The 17,611-nt window shown below is 50.2% G+C and carries 14 protein-coding genes; all 14 read right to left on the bottom strand.

What is annotated here, in order from left to right:
- Nucleotides 1–13 precede the first annotated feature (13 nt).
- Nucleotides 14–1,630 (bottom strand): carbohydrate-specific porin BglH, encoded by a 1,617-nt coding sequence (bglH, locus tag ACJHYO_RS12150; protein ID WP_410232475.1) that lies wholly within the window; start codon nt 1,628–1,630, stop codon nt 14–16.
- 85 nt (nt 1,631–1,715) lie between these two features.
- Entirely contained in the window at nt 1,716–3,110 is a 1,395-nt protein-coding gene (gene bglB / locus ACJHYO_RS12145; RefSeq protein ID WP_085455608.1) for a 6-phospho-beta-glucosidase BglB, read from the bottom strand.
- 18 nt (nt 3,111–3,128) lie between these two features.
- Nucleotides 3,129–5,003: a PTS beta-glucoside transporter subunit IIABC gene (gene bglF / locus ACJHYO_RS12140; protein WP_085455609.1), complete on the bottom strand. Its 1,875-nt coding sequence runs from the start codon at nt 5,001–5,003 to the stop codon at nt 3,129–3,131.
- A gap of 133 nt (nt 5,004–5,136) precedes the next feature.
- Nucleotides 5,137–5,973 carry a transcriptional antiterminator BglG gene (gene bglG / locus ACJHYO_RS12135; RefSeq protein ID WP_001312208.1) on the bottom strand — a complete coding sequence of 279 codons (837 nt, stop codon included), beginning with the start codon at nt 5,971–5,973 and terminating at the stop codon, nt 5,137–5,139.
- Between the two features lie 285 nt (nt 5,974–6,258).
- Entirely contained in the window at nt 6,259–6,984 is a 726-nt protein-coding gene (gene phoU, locus ACJHYO_RS12130; protein WP_000377784.1) for a phosphate signaling complex protein PhoU, read from the bottom strand.
- Nucleotides 6,985–6,998: 14 nt separating this feature from the next.
- Nucleotides 6,999–7,772, bottom strand: a complete 774-nt coding sequence (gene pstB / locus ACJHYO_RS12125; protein ID WP_000063125.1) for a phosphate ABC transporter ATP-binding protein PstB — start codon at nt 7,770–7,772, stop codon at nt 6,999–7,001.
- Between the two features lie 90 nt (nt 7,773–7,862).
- A complete protein-coding gene (gene pstA, locus ACJHYO_RS12120) occupies nt 7,863–8,753 on the bottom strand; it encodes a phosphate ABC transporter permease PstA (protein ID WP_001251985.1) in 891 nt (296 codons plus the stop codon).
- The gene (pstC, locus tag ACJHYO_RS12115) at nt 8,753–9,712 is read right to left on the bottom strand and encodes a phosphate ABC transporter permease PstC (RefSeq protein WP_000741620.1); all 960 of its coding nucleotides are present in this window, start codon (nt 9,710–9,712) and stop codon (nt 8,753–8,755) included. Before pstC ends, pstA begins: the two co-directional genes overlap by 1 nt.
- 86 nt (nt 9,713–9,798) lie before the next feature.
- A complete protein-coding gene (gene pstS / locus ACJHYO_RS12110; protein WP_000867146.1) occupies nt 9,799–10,839 on the bottom strand; it encodes a phosphate ABC transporter substrate-binding protein PstS in 1,041 nt (346 codons plus the stop codon).
- A 313-nt stretch (nt 10,840–11,152) separates the two neighbouring features.
- Nucleotides 11,153–12,982 (bottom strand): glutamine--fructose-6-phosphate transaminase (isomerizing), encoded by a 1,830-nt coding sequence (gene glmS, locus ACJHYO_RS12105; protein ID WP_000334083.1) that lies wholly within the window; start codon nt 12,980–12,982, stop codon nt 11,153–11,155.
- Between the two features lie 160 nt (nt 12,983–13,142).
- Entirely contained in the window at nt 13,143–14,513 is a 1,371-nt protein-coding gene (gene glmU / locus ACJHYO_RS12100; RefSeq protein ID WP_000933729.1) for a bifunctional UDP-N-acetylglucosamine diphosphorylase/glucosamine-1-phosphate N-acetyltransferase GlmU, read from the bottom strand.
- A gap of 352 nt (nt 14,514–14,865) precedes the next feature.
- Nucleotides 14,866–15,285 carry a F0F1 ATP synthase subunit epsilon gene (locus tag ACJHYO_RS12095; protein ID WP_001251965.1) on the bottom strand — a complete coding sequence of 140 codons (420 nt, stop codon included), beginning with the start codon at nt 15,283–15,285 and terminating at the stop codon, nt 14,866–14,868.
- A 20-nt stretch (nt 15,286–15,305) separates the two neighbouring features.
- Entirely contained in the window at nt 15,306–16,688 is a 1,383-nt protein-coding gene (atpD, locus tag ACJHYO_RS12090; RefSeq protein WP_000190506.1) for a F0F1 ATP synthase subunit beta, read from the bottom strand.
- Nucleotides 16,689–16,714: 26 nt separating this feature from the next.
- Complete coding sequence (gene atpG / locus ACJHYO_RS12085) at nt 16,715–17,578, bottom strand: F0F1 ATP synthase subunit gamma (RefSeq protein ID WP_000896498.1); 864 nt, start codon at nt 17,576–17,578, stop codon at nt 16,715–16,717.
- Between the last annotated feature and the right edge of the window lie 33 nt (nt 17,579–17,611).

The following is a 17,611-nucleotide window of genomic DNA, read 5'->3' as shown; positions in this document are numbered from 1 at the left end:
TTATTAAGTTCCATTACCACCAGATTTCAGCCTGGGCACCGACAGCAAACTGGTCGTCTTTATTGTCTTCAAAGGTGAAGCCATCCAGTTCATTTTCCAGAGCTTTGATATACGTAGCGTAGAAACGAATTTCCGGGCGCGAGATCAACATACTGGTATTGACTTTAAAGGTATGGAAGAGTGTGGTTTTATAACCAGACTCATTATATTTATTGCTATTCGCATCTTTGTTTTGCTGGGTGAAATAGCCCAGTTCAACACCTGTCTGGTTATATTGGTCCCAAATATAGGCCGGGCGAACAACCGCACGAATAGATTCGAAATCAGAATGTGCGCCTGTTTCGTAGCTATAAATATCGTTACCGAAGGAGTAAACAATCGCGTTAGCCACAATGAAATGATCGCCGATATAAGCTTCGCCCTGCGAAGTCAGACGAACTGCAGTTCCGCCTGTGTGATCACCATAATAACGACCATTAAAGGTAGTAAATGGACTTGCACCAGCATAACGACCAAAGTTACTGGCGATAGAGTTATTCGCAACCAGGAAGGAGAATTCGTTGAAGCCACCCTTATCAAATTTCTGCGTTAAAGATGTACCAAACATCCAGGTATCTTTCCAGTCATAATACCCGTTATTATCCTGATTATCTTTTTCCGATGCGCTTTCATTTGCTGAGACATAACGACCGCTCACCATTAAGGTGGCTTTATCCCATAACGGGATATCTTTATAGCGTAAATCAATGGTATTGGTATTAATCTGCTGTTTGTTTTGCAGGCTGCGATCGTAATCATCGACATCTTCACGAACCAGCGCGATATCAATTTTACCCGGACCGACTTTCCAGTTTTCCAGACCTACACCTGCGGCAGCATCGGTACGCTGCGTTTTCCAGTCAAGCATCTGGATTTCAATTTTCGGCGCACCGTGTTTACCCACCCAGAAATCAGCCTCTGGCGCAAAGGGCAGGAAACCTTTGGTGGTAACGTACATATCAGAGAACTGCATAAAGTTCTCACCACCGGCGTTATCGCCAAACCAGCCAGTAGAGTACTGCTGACCCACGTTACCATCCATCATCACGATGACATCAACCCGTTTGCCGTTTTCGTTGTAGACACGTTGTTTTAACTGCAAATCAAACCAGCCGGAGTATTCGTTACCAAAGCGGCCCAGAGAACCAATTGCCCATGATTTAGGTGAACCATGAGAGGCTGTTCCCCAACCAGAACGGTAGTAGCCGTTGTAACTAAAGCCGATTTCATCTTTCACAAATTTACTGAAATCTTTCAGAGTCATGGAAGAATAAATCGAGCCTGTCTCACTGGCATTTTTCTCTTCATTTTTAACCAGTACAGCATCAGGCTTTGCGGCACGACTGGTCGGGAATGGATTGGCGGCATACCCTTGATCATTCGTACTTACGCTACGATTCACCGTCGCTGGCGTATACTTTTTCTTCTCTTCATCTTTATATTTTTTCAGTTCGCTTTGCGTTTCTCTTAACGCCTTTTCTAATAGCTCAAGGCGTTGTTCCACTGTTAATGATTCAGCCAATGATTGTGCGGAAAAGGCTAACGGTGCCATTAATAAGATGGCAGAGGTAATAATATTTCGTCTAAACATAATATCCCTTTATGGTGCAAAGAAAGAATTAATGCATCGCATCCAGACTGTTCTGAATGCGACGATAATTAAGGTGCTTTATTGGTTATTTTTTTAATGATAGCCCCCGAGTATTGATCACTTCTGCATACCATCCGAAGCTTTTCTTGCGTGTTCTTGTGAGGCTTCCTTCGCCATTATCATCACGATCCACATAAATAAAGCCGTAGCGCTTAGACATTTGTGAATGAGATGCACTGACTAAATCAATTGGCCCCCAACTGGTGTACCCCATAATATCCACACCATCGGCAATCGCTTCATTTACCTGTACCAGGTGATCGTTTAAATAGGCAATTCGATAATCGTCCTGTATCGAACCATCCACTTCAACGCTGTCTTTTGCGCCTAATCCGTTCTCGACAATAAATAACGGTTTTTGATAACGATCCCAAAGCGTATTTAACAGAATCCGTAATCCAACCGGATCAATTTGCCACCCCCACTCTGAACTTTTCAGATGCGGATTTGGGATCATATTCAGTATGTTGCCCTGCGCATTTTTATTAATGCTTTCGTCGTGGGAAACACAACCGGTCATGTAATAACTAAAAGAGATGAAATCTACGGTATGTTTTAAATCTTCTGCGTCACTTTCAGTCATCTCAATGGTGATATTGTGGTCGCGGAAGAAACGCTGCATATAGCCGGGATACTGACCACGCGCCTGAACATCACCAAAGAACATCCAGCGCCGGTTCTCTTCCATGGCCTGCAACATATCCTGTGGCTGGCAGGTAAGGGGGTAAACTAGCCCACCGAGAAGCATATTGCCAATTTTCGCTTCGGGGATCAGGCTATGACAGGCTTTAACTGCCCGCGCACTGGCAACCAGTTGATGATGGATCGCCTGATAAACTTCCGCCTCGCCACTCTCTTCTGCCAGCCCCACGCCCGTGAATGGCGCGTGTAATGACATGTTGATTTCATTAAATGTCAGCCATAACGCAACTTTATGTTGGTAGCGGGTAAAGACCGTGCGTGCGTAATGCTCGAAGTGATCGATGACCGCCCGATTAGCCCAACCGCCGTAGTTTTTCACCAGCCCATATGGCATTTCGTAATGGGATAACGTTACCAGCGGCTTGATCCCCGCCTGCGCCATTTCATCAAACAGCCGCTCGTAAAACGCTAACCCCGCTTCATTCGGTTCGGCTTCGTCGCCCTGAGGGAAAATTCGCGCCCAGGCAATGGAAATACGCAGACAGGTGAAGCCCATCTCGGCAAATAACGCGATATCTTCCGGGTAACGGTGATAAAAATCGATGGCGACATCTTTGATATTCTCTTTCCCCAGGATGCGCGGTTCCATTTTTTCCATTACGCCATGAGGCTGTAAATCTGAGGTCGTGATCCCTTTGCCATCTTCCTGCCAGGCGCCTTCCACCTGATTGGCAGCTGTTGCACCACCCCAAAGAAATGTTTCTGGAAATGCTTTCATAATTAACTCCTTTTATCGTTAGCGAATGATGGATAACAGCGGCTCACCAGCGTTTATCTGCGCCGTGCCGTGGGGTAATACGTCCGTAAAATCATCGCTATTACTGATTAATACCGGCGTCGTCAGATCAAATCCGGCCTCGCGAATAGCAGGGATATCAAAAGAAATCAGCCGATCGCCTGTATTGACCTTGTCACCCACATTGACGTGAGCGGAAAAGAATTTGCCGTCCAGTTTTACGGTGTCGATACCGACATGAATCAGGATCTCCACGCCATCATCTGACTCAATGCCAATGGCGTGTAATGTGGCGAACAACGAAGCAATTCGACCTGCCACCGGAGAACGCACTTCACCAACCGAGGGCATAATGGCAATACCTTTACCCAACAGGCCGCTGGCAAACGTGGTATCAGCGACGTGAATGAGCGGCACAATCTCTCCCGTCATCGGTGAACAGATACCGCCCTGCTCAGGTGTAATAACCTCTGGTGTTTTCTCTTGCTGGGCAACTTGCGCTGACTGACGTTTAGCGGTGATGAAATGAAGCATTACCGTACCGACAAATGCGCAACCGATGGCAATGACACCACCAATAACGCTGGCCCATACGGTGAAATCAATCCCCGTTGACGGGATGGTTTGCATGAAGGTGAAAATACCTGGCAAACCAAAGGAGTAAACTTTCGTTTGCGCGTAGCCAATGATGGTGGCCCCCAATGCCCCACTTATGCAGGCGATAACGAAGGGGTACTTACGCGGCAGGTTGACGCCATATACTGCCGGTTCGGTGATACCAAACAGCCCCGTCAACGCCGCCGATCCCGCTACCACTTTTTTCTGCGCATCGCGTTCGCAGAGGAATACGCCGAGCGCCGCCCCGACCTGCGCCATAATGGCGGGCATTAACAGCGGGATCATGGTGTCGTAGCCCAGCACGGTGAAGTTATTGATAATTAAAGGTATCAAACCCCAATGCAGACCGAACATCACAAAGATTTGCCAGAAGCCGCCCATTACCGCGCCTGCAAATGCAGGAACCGCCTGATAAAGCCAGAGATAACCGGCAGCAATCAGTTCACTTATCCAGGTTGATAGCGGCCCCACCAGCAGAAATGTGATGGGCGTGATGACCATCAGACATAGCAAGGGTGTGAAGAAATTTTTGATTGCCGAAGGTAACCACGCATTAAGTCGGCGTTCCAGAATGCTGCACAACCAGGCAGAAAAAATAATGGGAATAACCGATGACGAGTAATTCAACAATGTGACCGGAATACCCAGGAAATCCAGGCCCAGCGCATCCACTTTTTGCCCGTTCTCGAAGGCAGTCAGAATTAATGGATGCACTAACGCTCCGCCAATCACCATGGCAGTAAATGGATTGCCGCCGAAGCGTTTCCCTGCGGTGTAGCCCAGGATTATCGGGAAGAACCAAAACAAGGCATCACTGGCGCTAAATAAAATTAAATAAGTACCACTTTGTTCGGTCGTCCACTGAAAAGTGAGTGCCAGAGCCAACATACCTTTCAGGATCCCGGTTGCCGCCATCAAACCGATCAGAGGCGTAAAAATACCTGAAATAACATAAACAAAGCGGTTTAACAGATTATCTTTATCATCATTTTCCGGTGCCTGTTGCGCTTTTTCGCCAAGGCCTGCCACGCTGTTAACCGCCAGGAAGACATCGGCCACATGGTTACCTATGACAACCTGAAACTGGCCACCGCTTTCCACCACCATAATAATACCGGGGGTCTTTTTCAGTATCTCAGCTTGCGCTTTGCTTTCATCCTTTAACTTAAAACGTAATCGCGTTGCACAATGCATCAGACTCACAATGTTATCTGCGCCCCCGACTCCTGCGACTATTGTTCTGGCTAACTCCGTCATAACTTGCCCTCTACCGCTTTGCGGCAAAACTCCAAAAAAAAACCTGAAAAAAACGGCCTGACGTGAATCAAGCAATTTTTTTCAGGTTTTGCCCGCTTAGTGCGGTAACAATCCTTTATTCAGTAATAATATTTCAGTGTTCTTTGCGCACGCGCTCTATATTTATGGCTAAAAACATAATCTCTGCAGGTGAGATTTTACGTTGATACTGCAAACCAATAAAAATGGCGATCCGCTCCGCACATTGCCATGCTTGCGGGTAATTTTGCTTTACTGCTTGTTGTAATGATTCATCACTATCGTTAATCGATGCATGTTCAAGAATACGCCAGGATAAAAATTTCAGATGCGTAACCAGTCGCTGATAACTCAAGCTTTCTTCCTGGTAATTAAGGCTGAACTGAAATTTTATTAATTGCAGCATTTCTCGCATTAATTGCGTGACACCTGCAACATCCTCCATATTTCCGCTCATTTGGGCACTGACCAGATGCATGGCAATAAAGCCCACTTCATCTTTCGGTAACTGCACGCCCAACCGTTTATCAATAATGGTTAACGCTTCTTCCCCTAGCTGGAACTCTTTCGGGTAAAGTCGCTGGATATCCCACAGCAGCGGGTTGGGCAGTAGCACGTTTTGCTGAAAGCGTTTAATCGCAAACTGGCAATGGTCAGTTAGCGAGATATAAATACTGTCCTGCAACTTTCCCAGACGCTCCTGCGCCAGAGAGATAATACGATCACAGGTTGCCATCACCTCAAGAGGCATATGACTTAAGAGTTCGCTTAATCGCCCGTTCAGTTCATGACTGCTCAAGGCATACTCTTTTTCTATTCCACTTGAATTAATTCTTTCGCCTGGGCGTTTTTGAAAGCCAATTCCGCGCCCCATGACGACTTTTTCCCGCTGTTGATCATCAATAACCACCACAACATTATTGTTGAGAATTTTGGTGATTTGCATGTTCATAGCAAGGACCTTTTTTATAAACAAAAAAACCCGACTTCACCAGTATTCTCTGGTTATGTCAGGTTTTGCCTGCGAATGCAGTAACAATCCAGTCATTAATTAATGGTTTTTATAACGAACATCCAGGTTCGAAAATTAATTTAGTTGCGTGCAGAGAAAATAGCAATGCTCTATTTATAAAAGTATGACCATGCTCGCAGTTATTAATTTTGTGTAATTTTAGGATTTTATAAAGTTATATATAACAAATCCCAATAATTAAATTATTGGGATTTACTTGGTGAATTATTTATCGCTATCTTTTTCTGCCAGCAGTTTATCGAGCTCGTCACCACCGACGTGACGGAAATCCTGCCCCTTCACGTAGTAGAAGATAAACTCACAAATATTCTGGCAGCGGTCGCCAATACGTTCGATAGAACGCGCACAGAATAACGCGGTAAGTACGCTCGGAATGGTACGCGAATCTTCCATCATGTAGGTCATCAGTTGACGAACAATACCTTCGTACTCCTGATCGACTTTTTTATCTTCACGATAAATACGTACCGCTTCGTCAATGTCCATCCGCGCGAACGCGTCCAGCACGTCGTGCAGCATCTGGATGGTATGACGGCCCAGCGACTCCAGACTTACCAGCAATGGCTGATGCTGCTGGGAGAATTTCTCCAGTGCAGTACGGCAGATTTTGTCCGCCACGTCGCCAATACGCTCCAGCTCGGCAATGGTTTTACTGATCACCATAACCAGACGCAGGTCGCTCGCCGTCGGCTGACGTTTGGCGATAATGCGCACGCAGGCTTCATCGATCGCCACTTCCATCATGTTGACGTTCTTGTCGCCTTCGATGACGCGCTTCGCCAGATCGCTGTCCTGGTTATGCATCGCGGTGATTGCATCAGAAAGCTGCTGCTCCACCATGCCGCCCATGGTCATCACCTGCGTGCGGATGCTTTCCAGTTCGGCGTTGAACTGGCCGGAAATATGTTTATTAAGATTGAGACTGTCCATAACGCACTCCTGAATCAACCGTAACGACCGGTGATGTAGTCTTCTGTTTGTTTCTTCGCTGGCTTGGTGAACAGATCGTCCGTGTTGCTGAACTCAATCAATTCGCCCAGGTACATAAACGCCGTGTGGTCGGAACAACGCGCAGCCTGCTGCATGTTGTGGGTGACGATCACCACGGTGTAATCCTGCTTCAGTTCGGTGATCAGCTCTTCAATACGCCCGGTAGAGATGGGGTCGAGTGCCGAACACGGTTCGTCGAGCAGCAGCACTTCCGGGCGAATGGCGATACCACGCGCAATACACAAACGCTGTTGCTGACCACCAGAGAGAGAGTAACCGCTCTGGTGCAATTTATCTTTGGTTTCGTTCCACAATGCGGCTTTGGTCAATGCCCACTGCACGCGCTCGTCCATGTCAGCACGGGAGAGCTTCTCAAACAGACGCACGCCAAAAGCGATGTTGTCGTAGATGGACATTGGGAACGGCGTCGGTTTCTGGAACACCATGCCCACTTTCGCACGCAGCAGGGCGATATCCTGAGAGTTGGTCAGGATGTTGTCGCCATCGAGCAGAATTTCACCTTCCGCACGCTGTTCCGGGTACAGTTCAAACATTTTGTTGAAGGTACGCAGCAGCGTTGATTTACCGCAGCCGGACGGCCCGATAAACGCCGTAACCTGGTTTTTGGCGATATCCAGGTTGATGTTTTTCAGGGCATGGAATTTGCCGTAGTAGAAGTTCAAATTACGAACCTGAATTTTACTCGGGGCAGTTTCAACCATACTCATTGCAATCTTTTCCTCATCGTGCCTGATGCACTTCGCGAATCAGGCTTACCGTAGGCCGGATAAGGCGTTTACGCCGCATCCAGCAAAGTGTTAACCGTGTTTATTCTTCGCAAAAACAACGCGCGCCAGAATGTTCAGCAGCAGTACGCACAGGGTAATGATCAACACCCCGGCCCAGGCCAGTTGCTGCCATTCCGCAAACGGGCTCATCGCAAACTTAAAGATCGTCACCGGCAGGTTGGCGATCGGCTGCATCATGTCCGTGCTCCAGAACTGGTTGGAGAGCGCAGTAAACAGCAGCGGTGCGGTTTCACCAGCAATACGGGCAATCGCCAGCAGGATACCGGTCATGATCCCGGACACCGACGCTTTCAGCGTGATCGCGGCGATCATCTTCCACTTCGGCGTACCCAGCGCATAAGCCGCTTCACGCAGGCTGTCCGGCACCAGTTTCAGCATGTTCTCGGTGGTGCGGATAACAATCGGCACCTGCAACAGCGCCAGCGCAATCACGCCCGCCCAGCCGGAGAAGTGCTCCATCTGCGCCACCACGATGGTGTAAACAAAAAGACCAACCACAATCGACGGTGCGGAGAGCAAAATGTCGTTAATGAAGCGAATCACTTCTGCCAGCCAGGATTTACGACCATATTCAGCCAGATAAATCCCCGCCATAATGCCCAGCGGCGTACCGAATACCGTGGCCCACAAAATTAACAGGCCGCTACCCGCCAGGGCGTTCGCCAGACCACCGCCTTCCGTATTTGGCGGCGGCGTCATTTCGGTGAACAGCGCCAGCGACATACCGTCGATACCGCGAGTGATGGTGGACATTAAAATCCAGATCAGCCAGAACAGACCGAAGGCCATCGTCGCCATTGAGAGCGTCAGCGCAATACGGTTTTTGAGGCGGCGACGCGCCTGCATTTTGCGGCGGGATTCAGCCAGTGCCGCAGTGGTTTGCATTTCAACCATAGCCATTAGCGTGCCCCCTCATTCTTAGCCAGGCGCATAATCATAAACTTCGATGCGGCGAGGACGATGAAGGTAATCACAAACAGGATCAGGCCCAGTTCCATCAGTGCAGCGACGTGCAGACCGGATTCCGCTTCCGCAAATTCGTTGGCCAGCGCAGAGGTGATACTGTTGCCCGGCATATACAGCGAGGCGCTGTCGAGCTGGTAGGTGTTACCAATGATAAAGGTCACCGCCATGGTTTCACCGAGCGCGCGCCCCAGCCCCAACATAATGCCGCCGATAACACCATTTTTGGTGAACGGAAGAACGATACGCCAGATAACTTCCCAGGTGGTGCAGCCGATACCGTAGGCTGACTCTTTCATCATCACCGGGGTTTGTTCGAATACATCGCGCATTACCGCCGCAATGTACGGAATAATCATGATGGCGAGGATCACGCCTGCCGCGAGGATACCGATACCAAAGGCCGGGCCGGAGAACAGCGCGCCGACAATCGGGATATTCGACATGATATTGCCGACCGGCTCCTGGAAGTAAACGGCGAACAGCGGCGCAAAGATAAACAGGCCCCACATGCCGTAAACGATACTTGGAATGGCAGCCAGCAGCTCAATGGCGATACCCAGCGGGCGTTTCAGCCAGCCAGGCGCAAGCTCGGTCAGGAACAGGGCGATACCAAAACTCACCGGGACGGCGATCAGCAGCGCGATAAACGAGGTCACCAGCGTACCGTAGATCGGCACCAGCGCCCCGTAGATATCGTTCGGCGCATCCCACTCTTTGGTCCACAGGAAAGCCAGACCAAATTTCTGAATGCTCGGCCAGGATGAGATGATCAGAGAGACAATAATGCCACCCAACATCAATAGCACAATCAGCGCCGCCAGTTTTACCAGCACGCTGAAAATTATGTCGCCCTTTTTACCCGGTGGGTTAAAAGCAGGCTTGGTTGCAGCCATAAGTTACTCTTCAGTTAAACGCGTTTACAAAGTCATTTTGTAATGCCGGATGCGGCGTAAAACACCGTACCCGGCCTGGAGTTTTATTAGTACAGCGGCTTGCCGCTACTGTCTTTAATATTGGTCTTCCACGCAGCGCGAACCTGTTCAACTACGCTATCCGGCAGGCTGGCATAATCCAGGTCGTTCGCCTGTTTAGCCCCGGTTTTGTATGCCCAGTCGAAGAACTTCAGCACTTCGGTGCCTTGTTCTGGTTTCTTCTGATCTTTATGGATCAGAATGAACGTGGTAGAGGTAATAGGCCATGCATCTTCGCCTTTCTGGTTGGTCAGATCCTGAGCGAATGTTTTGCTCCAGTCTGCGCCTTTTGCTGCATTAGCGAAGTTTTCTTCGGTCGGACTCACCGGTTTGCCATCAGCGGAGATCAGTTTGGTGTACGCCAGGTTGTTCTGCTTCGCGTAAGCATATTCAACGTAACCAATTGCACCCGGCAGACGCTGAACGAACGCGGCGATACCGTCGTTACCTTTACCGCCCAGACCGATCGGCCATTTTACGGTAGAGCCAGTACCAACGTTGTTTTTCCACTCTTCGTTCACTTTCGCCAGGTAGCTGGTGAAGACGAAGGAAGTCCCGGAGCCATCTGCGCGGCGTACTACAGCAATGTTCTGTGAAGGCAGTTTCAGACCCGGATTCAGTTTGGCGATGGCTTCATCATCCCACTTCTTGATTTTGCCCAGGTAGATGTCGCCGAGGGTTTTACCATCCAGCACCAGTTCGCCAGACTTCAGACCCGGAATATTAACCGCCAGCACCACGCCGCCAATCACGGTCGGGAACTGGAACAGGCCTTCCTGAGCCAGTTTTTCGTCAGACAGCGGCGCGTCAGAAGCACCAAAATCAACGGTATTGGCGATGATCTGTTTTACACCACCAGAAGAACCGATACCCTGGTAGTTAACTTTATTACCGGTTTCTTTCTGGTAAGTGTCAGCCCATTTGGCATACACCGGCGCAGGGAAGGTTGCACCTGCACCTGTCAGGCTTGCTTCTGCAAACACAGAGAAAGCGCTCATCGATAAGGTCGCGGCGACAACAGTTGCGACGGTGGTACGCATAACTTTCATAATGTCTCCTGGGAGGATTCATAAAGCATTGTTTGTTGGCTACGAGAAGCAAAATAGGACAAACAGGTGACAGTTATATGTAAGGTTTATGACAGTTTTATGACAGAGAGAGAAAGTCTTTAGTCTGATTTAAATAAGCTTTGATATTCAGTTAATTACAAATATTAATAACGAAGAGATGACAGAAAAATTTTCATTCTGTGACAGAGAAAAAGTAGCCGAAGATGACGGTTTGTCACATGGAGTTGGCAGGATGTTTGATTAAAAACATAACAGGAAGAAAAATGCCCCGCTTACGCAGGGCATCCATTTATTACTCAACCGTTACCGATTTTGCCAGGTTACGCGGCTGGTCAACGTCGGTGCCTTTGATCAGCGCAACGTGGTAAGCCAGTAGTTGCAGCGGAACGGTGTAGAAGATTGGTGCAATCACCTCTTCCACATGCGGCATCTCGATGATGTGCATGTTATCGCTCCCCACAAAACCAGCATCCTGATCGGCGAAGACATACAACTGACCGCCACGCGCGCGAACTTCTTCAATGTTGGATTTCAGTTTTTCCAGCAATTCGTTGTTCGGTGCAACGACGATAACCGGCATATCGGCATCTATCAGCGCCAGCGGACCGTGTTTCAGTTCGCCAGCAGCGTAGGCTTCAGCGTGAATGTAAGAGATCTCTTTCAGCTTCAATGCACCTTCCAGCGCGATTGGGTACTGATCGCCACGGCCCAAGAACAGCGCGTGATGTTTGTCAGAGAAATCTTCTGCCAGCGCTTCAATGCGTTTGTCCTGAGACAGCATCTGCTCAATACGGCTCGGCAGCGCCTGCAGACCATGCACGATGTCATGTTCAATGGAGGCATCCAGACCTTTCAGGCGAGACAGTTTCGCCACCAGCATCAACAGCACAGTTAACTGGGTGGTGAATGCTTTGGTGGAGGCCACGCCAATTTCCGTACCGGCGTTGGTCATCAGCGCCAGATCGGATTCGCGCACCAGAGAAGAACCCGGAACGTTACAGATTGCCAGCGAACCAAGGTAACCCAGCTCTTTCGACAGACGCAGGCCCGCCAGGGTATCCGCGGTTTCGCCAGACTGTGACAAGGTGATCATCAGGCTGTTACGACGCACGGCAGATTTGCGATAGCGGAATTCAGAGGCGATTTCGACGTCGCACGGAATACCTGCCAGCGATTCAAACCAGTAGCGGGAAACCATACCGGAGTTATAAGAAGTACCACAGGCGAGGATCTGAATATGCTCAACCTTCGACAGCAGTTCATCGGCGTTCGGTCCCAGCTCGCTTAAATCAACCTGACCGTGGCTGATGCGCCCGGTAAGGGTGTTTTTGATCGCGTTCGGCTGTTCGTAGATCTCTTTCTGCATGTAGTGGCGGTAAATACCTTTATCGCCCGCGTCATATTGCAGATTGGATTCGATATCCTGACGTTTTACTTCCGCGCCAGTTTTATCGAAGATGTTTACCGAACGGCGAGTGATTTCCGCAATATCGCCCTCTTCAAGGAAGATAAAACGACGAGTCACTGGCAACAGCGCCAGCTGGTCAGAAGCGATAAAGTTTTCGCCCATACCCAGGCCAATCACCAGCGGACTACCAGAACGTGCCGCCAGCAGGGTATCCGGATGACGGGAGTCCATGATCACTGTACCGTACGCACCACGCAGTTGCGGGATAGCACGCAGAACTGCCTCACGCAGAGTACCGCCTTGTTTCAGCTCCCAGTTCACCAAATGTGCAATCACTTCGGTGTCGGTTTCAGAAACGAAGGTATAGCCACGCGCTTTTAACTCTTCACGCAGCGGTTCATGGTTTTCGATGATGCCGTTATGCACCACCACAATGTGTTCAGAAACATGCGGATGCGCGTTAGCTTCTGAAGGTTCACCATGGGTCGCCCAGCGAGTGTGAGCAATACCGGTGCCGCCATGCAGAGGATGTTCTTCCGCTGCCTGAGCCAGCATCTGTACTTTACCGAGGCGACGCAGGCGGGTCATATGACCTTCTGCATCAACAACGGCCAGACCGGCAGAATCATATCCGCGGTATTCCAGACGACGTAAACCTTCAAGAAGGATTTCTGCTACATCACGTTGCGCGATCGCGCCAACAATTCCACACATAGTTTTTGATTCCGATTTATATCGTTGTCGGTCAACCTGTATGCCCGTTTTTCGGGCGCCCCGAGCCTTGTAGAGAGTGGGGTTATTTTTATAGTTACTGCTTGTGGGCGGGAGATTATGTTATCTCCTCATCCCATATGACCGGATTACCCGGCCAGAATTACTTTTTCTTTATCGGACGACGCCAGCCTTCTTTTTGAGTCTGCGGCACACGGCTGATAGCCAGGGCATTTTCGCCGACATTACGCGTCACGGTTGTACCCGCAGCAATGGTCGCGCCTTTGCCTACTGTTACCGGGGCCACCAGTTGAGTGTCGGAACCGACAAACACATCGTCGCCGATAATAGTCTTAAATTTATTCGCACCATCGTAGTTGCAGGTAATGGTTCCCGCGCCGATGTTAACGTTATCGCCAATTTCCGCATCGCCCAGGTAAGTCAGATGACCAGCTTTCGAGCCTTTACCCAGACGCGCTTTTTTCATCTCAACGAAGTTACCGACGTGTGCACCTTCCAGCAACTCAGCACCAGGACGCAGACGGGCAAACGGGCCAATAGTACAGGCCGCTGCCAGATTCGCATCTTCCACGACGGTATACGGGCTAATTTCGCAATCATCGCCAATCACGCTGTTTTTAATCACGCAACCGGCGCCGATTTTCACGCGATGACCGAGAGTCACGTTGCCCTCGATGATAACGTTAGTATCAATTTCAACATCGCGCCCGTGAGTAAGCGTACCGCGCAGATCAAAACGCGCCGGATCGCGCAGCATAACGCCTGCTAACAGCAGTTTTTCAGCCTGTTCGGACTGGTAAACGCGCTCCAGTCGGGAGAGTTGCAGGCGGTTATTCACGCCTTCTACTTCGCTTAAACGTTGCGGATGAACGGCGACGATTTCACGTCCTTCCTGATACGCCAGCGCAATAATGTCGGTGATGTAGTATTCGCCCTGAGCATTATTGTTGGTCAGCTTCGCCAGCCAGCGTTTCATATCTGCGCCGTTGGCAATCAGAATGCCGGTGTTGATCTCCTGAATCTGACGCTGCTCGTCGGTGGCATCTTTGTGCTCAACAATGCCGGTAACTTTGCCGTTTTCACGGGTGATACGTCCATAACCGGTCGGATCATCCAGTTTTACCGTCAGCAGACCAATGCCACCCTGCGGTTTAGCATCACGCAGACGCTGGAGTGTTTCGACAGAGATCAGCGGCACGTCGCCGTAGAGCATTAAAATGTCTTCATCATCGGCAAAGAAAGGTGCGGCCTGCTGCATCGCATGACCCGTACCCAGCTGTTCTGCCTGAAGCACCCAGTTCAGGTTGTCGTCTTTCAGCGCCTGCTTAAGCAGATCGCCGCCGTGACCATACACAAGGTGAACGTGCGCTGCGCCTAATTCATTCGCAGCATCAATGACATGCTGAACCATCGCTTTCCCGGCAAGGGTATGCAGCACTTTCGGAAGATCGGAATACATGCGCGTGCCTTTGCCTGCGGCAAGGATCACTACGCTCATAGCATTATTCAACATACGCGTCCTGACTGTAATTTGAGAACGAATTTAAACCGCTTCACCTTGAAAAAACTACATTTTTTTCATCGTGAAATGGACAGAGGATAAATTGTTCAATAACGGATTATCCCCGCTGACGAAAGCGCCATTTTCGACCATCGTCACGCCTTTTGTCTGCAGAAAATTAAGGCAGTACCTTCATTTAAGCGTCAGGTGGATGTTTTTGCTCTTATTTCGATCAATGAATAAACGGGAAAACAGGGGTGTTTTATATCATCAGGATCTATGTGAACGCTTTTCAGGACGGGTCAATACGCGTAAAAAAAGCCAGCCTGTTGCCAGACTGGCTTTTGTGCTTTTCAAGCCGGTGTTACATCGCTTTTTTGGTCAACTCGATAACGCGCAGCTGCGCGATCGCTTTGGCCAGTTCCGCAGACGCCTGAGCGTAATCTACGTCGCCGTGAGAGCTGCTAATGTGCTCTTCAGCCTTACGTTTCGCTTCCATGGCTCGCGCTTCGTCGAGATCCTGGCCGCGAATTGCGGTGTCGGCCAGAACGGTCACGTTGCCAGGCTGCACTTCAAGAATGCCGCCAGACAGATAGATAAACTCTTCGTGACCGTGCTGTTTCACGATGCGAATCATACCAGGCTTAATGGCGGTGAGCAGCGGTGCGTGGCCAGGGTAGATCCCCAGTTCACCTTCGCTACCCGTTACCTGGATTTTCTCGACCAGACCAGAGAACATTTGTTGCTCTGCGCTGACGACGTCCAGGTGGTAAGTCATTGCCATATCACCCTCCGATTAAGGCGTTAAAGTTTTTTGGCTTTTTCCACAGCTTCTTCGATGGAACCGACCATGTAGAACGCCTGCTCCGGCAGGTGATCGTATTCGCCTTCCATGATGCCTTTAAAGCCACGGATGGTGTCTTTCAGGGAGACGTATTTACCCGGAGAACCGGTGAATACTTCTGCCACGAAGAACGGCTGGGACAGGAAGCGCTGGATCTTACGAGCACGCGCTACCACCAGTTTGTCTTCTTCAGACAGTTCATCCATACCCAGGATGGCGATAATGTCTTTCAGTTCCTGATAACGTTGCAGGATGGACTGAACGCCACGCGCGGTGTCGTAGTGTTCCTGACCAACCACCAGCGGGTCCAGCTGACGGCTGGTGGAGTCCAGCGGGTCAACGGCCGGGTAGATACCCAGAGACGCGATCTGACGGCTCAGTACCACGGTTGCGTCAAGGTGCGCAAAGGTGGTTGCCGGAGACGGGTCAGTCAAGTCATCCGCAGGTACGTATACTGCCTGTACGGAGGTGATAGAACCGGTTTTGGTGGAGGTGATACGTTCCTGCAGAACGCCCATCTCTTCCGCCAGGGTCGGCTGATAACCTACCGCTGAAGGCATACGGCCCAGCAGTGCGGATACTTCCGTACCGGCCAGGGTGTAACGATAGATGTTGTCAACGAACAGCAGAACGTCACGACCTTCGTCACGGAATTTCTCAGCCATGGTCAGACCGGTCAGAGCAACGCGCAGACGGTTTCCCGGCGGCTCGTTCATCTGGCCATACACCAGGGATACTTTGTCGATAACGTTGGAGTCGGTCATTTCGTGGTAGAAGTCGTTACCCTCACGAGTACGTTCACCTACGCCCGCAAACACAGAGTAACCGGAGTGCTCGATCGCGATGTTACGAATAAGCTCCATCATGTTTACGGTTTTACCTACACCCGCACCACCGAACAGACCAACTTTACCGCCCTTAGCGAACGGACACATCAGGTCGATAACTTTGATACCGGTTTCCAGCAGTTCCTGAGAGTTTGACAGCTCTTCGTAGGAAGGTGCTGCGCGGTGAATCGCCCAACGCTCTTCTTCACCGATCTCGCCTTTCATGTCGACCGGTTCACCCAGTACGTTCATGATACGGCCCAGAGTCGCTTTACCTACCGGGACTTCGATCGGGTGTTCGAGGTCTTTTACATCCAGACCGCGACGCAGACCGTCGGAGGAACCCATTGCGATGGTACGCACGATACCGCCGCCGAGCTGCTGCTGAACTTCCAGCACCAGACGCTCATTACCATTTTGCACCTCAAGAGCATCGTACACGCGCGGTACGGCATCCTGAGGGAATTCGACGTCAACTACGGCGCCGATTACCTGGACAATCTTTCCAGTAGCCATCTTAAATCCTCTACGAAATAACCTGTTTAAACCGCGGCGGCCCCCGAGACGATCTCGGTGAGTTCCTGAGTAATGCTGGCCTGACGAGCTTTGTTGTATACCAACTGCAGCTCTTTAATCAGGCTGCCGCCATTGTCGGTCGCGGCTTTCATCGCCACCATACGGGCGGCCTGCTCGCTGGCCAGGTTTTCAACCACGCCCTGATAAACCTGAGATTCGACATAACGACGCAGCAGGGTATCCAGCAACGCCTTCGGATCGGGTTCGTACAGGTAATCCCAGGATTTATGTTTCAGATCATCATCATCTGATGCCGGTAACGGCAGCAGCTGGCTGATGGTCGGAACCTGAGACATGGTGTTAATAAATTTGTTGCTGACAATGTAAAGCTTGTCCAGACGGCCTTCGTCGTAGGCCTGCAACATCACTTTTACCGGACCGATCAGTTCGGACAGGGAAGGGTTATCCCCCATGCCGGTGACCTGGGCAACAACATTGCCGCCCACGGAGTTGAAGAACGACACGCCTTTCGAGCCGATCATTGCGAGGTCGCATTGAACGCCTTTGTCGGTCCAGGTCTTCATTTCCGCCAGCAGTTTTTTGAACAGGTTAATGTTCAAACCACCGCACAAACCACGGTCGGTCGACACCACCAGGTAGCCCACGCGTTTAACGTCGCGGTCTTCCAGGTAAGGGTGCTTATATTCCAGATTACCGTGTGCAAGGTGACCAATCACTTTGCGCATGGTTTCTGCATAAGGACGGCTGGCCGCCATGCGATCCTGCGATTTACGCATTTTGGAAGCGGCGACCATCTCCATCGCTTTAGTGATCTTTTGCGTGTTCTGGACGCTTGCGATCTTACTACGTATCTCTTTTGCGCCGGCCATGAGCTTCTCCTCAATGCCTTGCGGCCTGCCCTA

Origin of the sequence: Escherichia sp. WS1118, assembly GCF_046487695.1 — a bacterium.
Lineage (GTDB): Bacteria > Pseudomonadota > Gammaproteobacteria > Enterobacterales > Enterobacteriaceae > Escherichia > Escherichia coli.
Note: the sequence above shows the minus strand (reverse complement) of the source record. Positions and strands in the feature narration are given on the sequence as shown.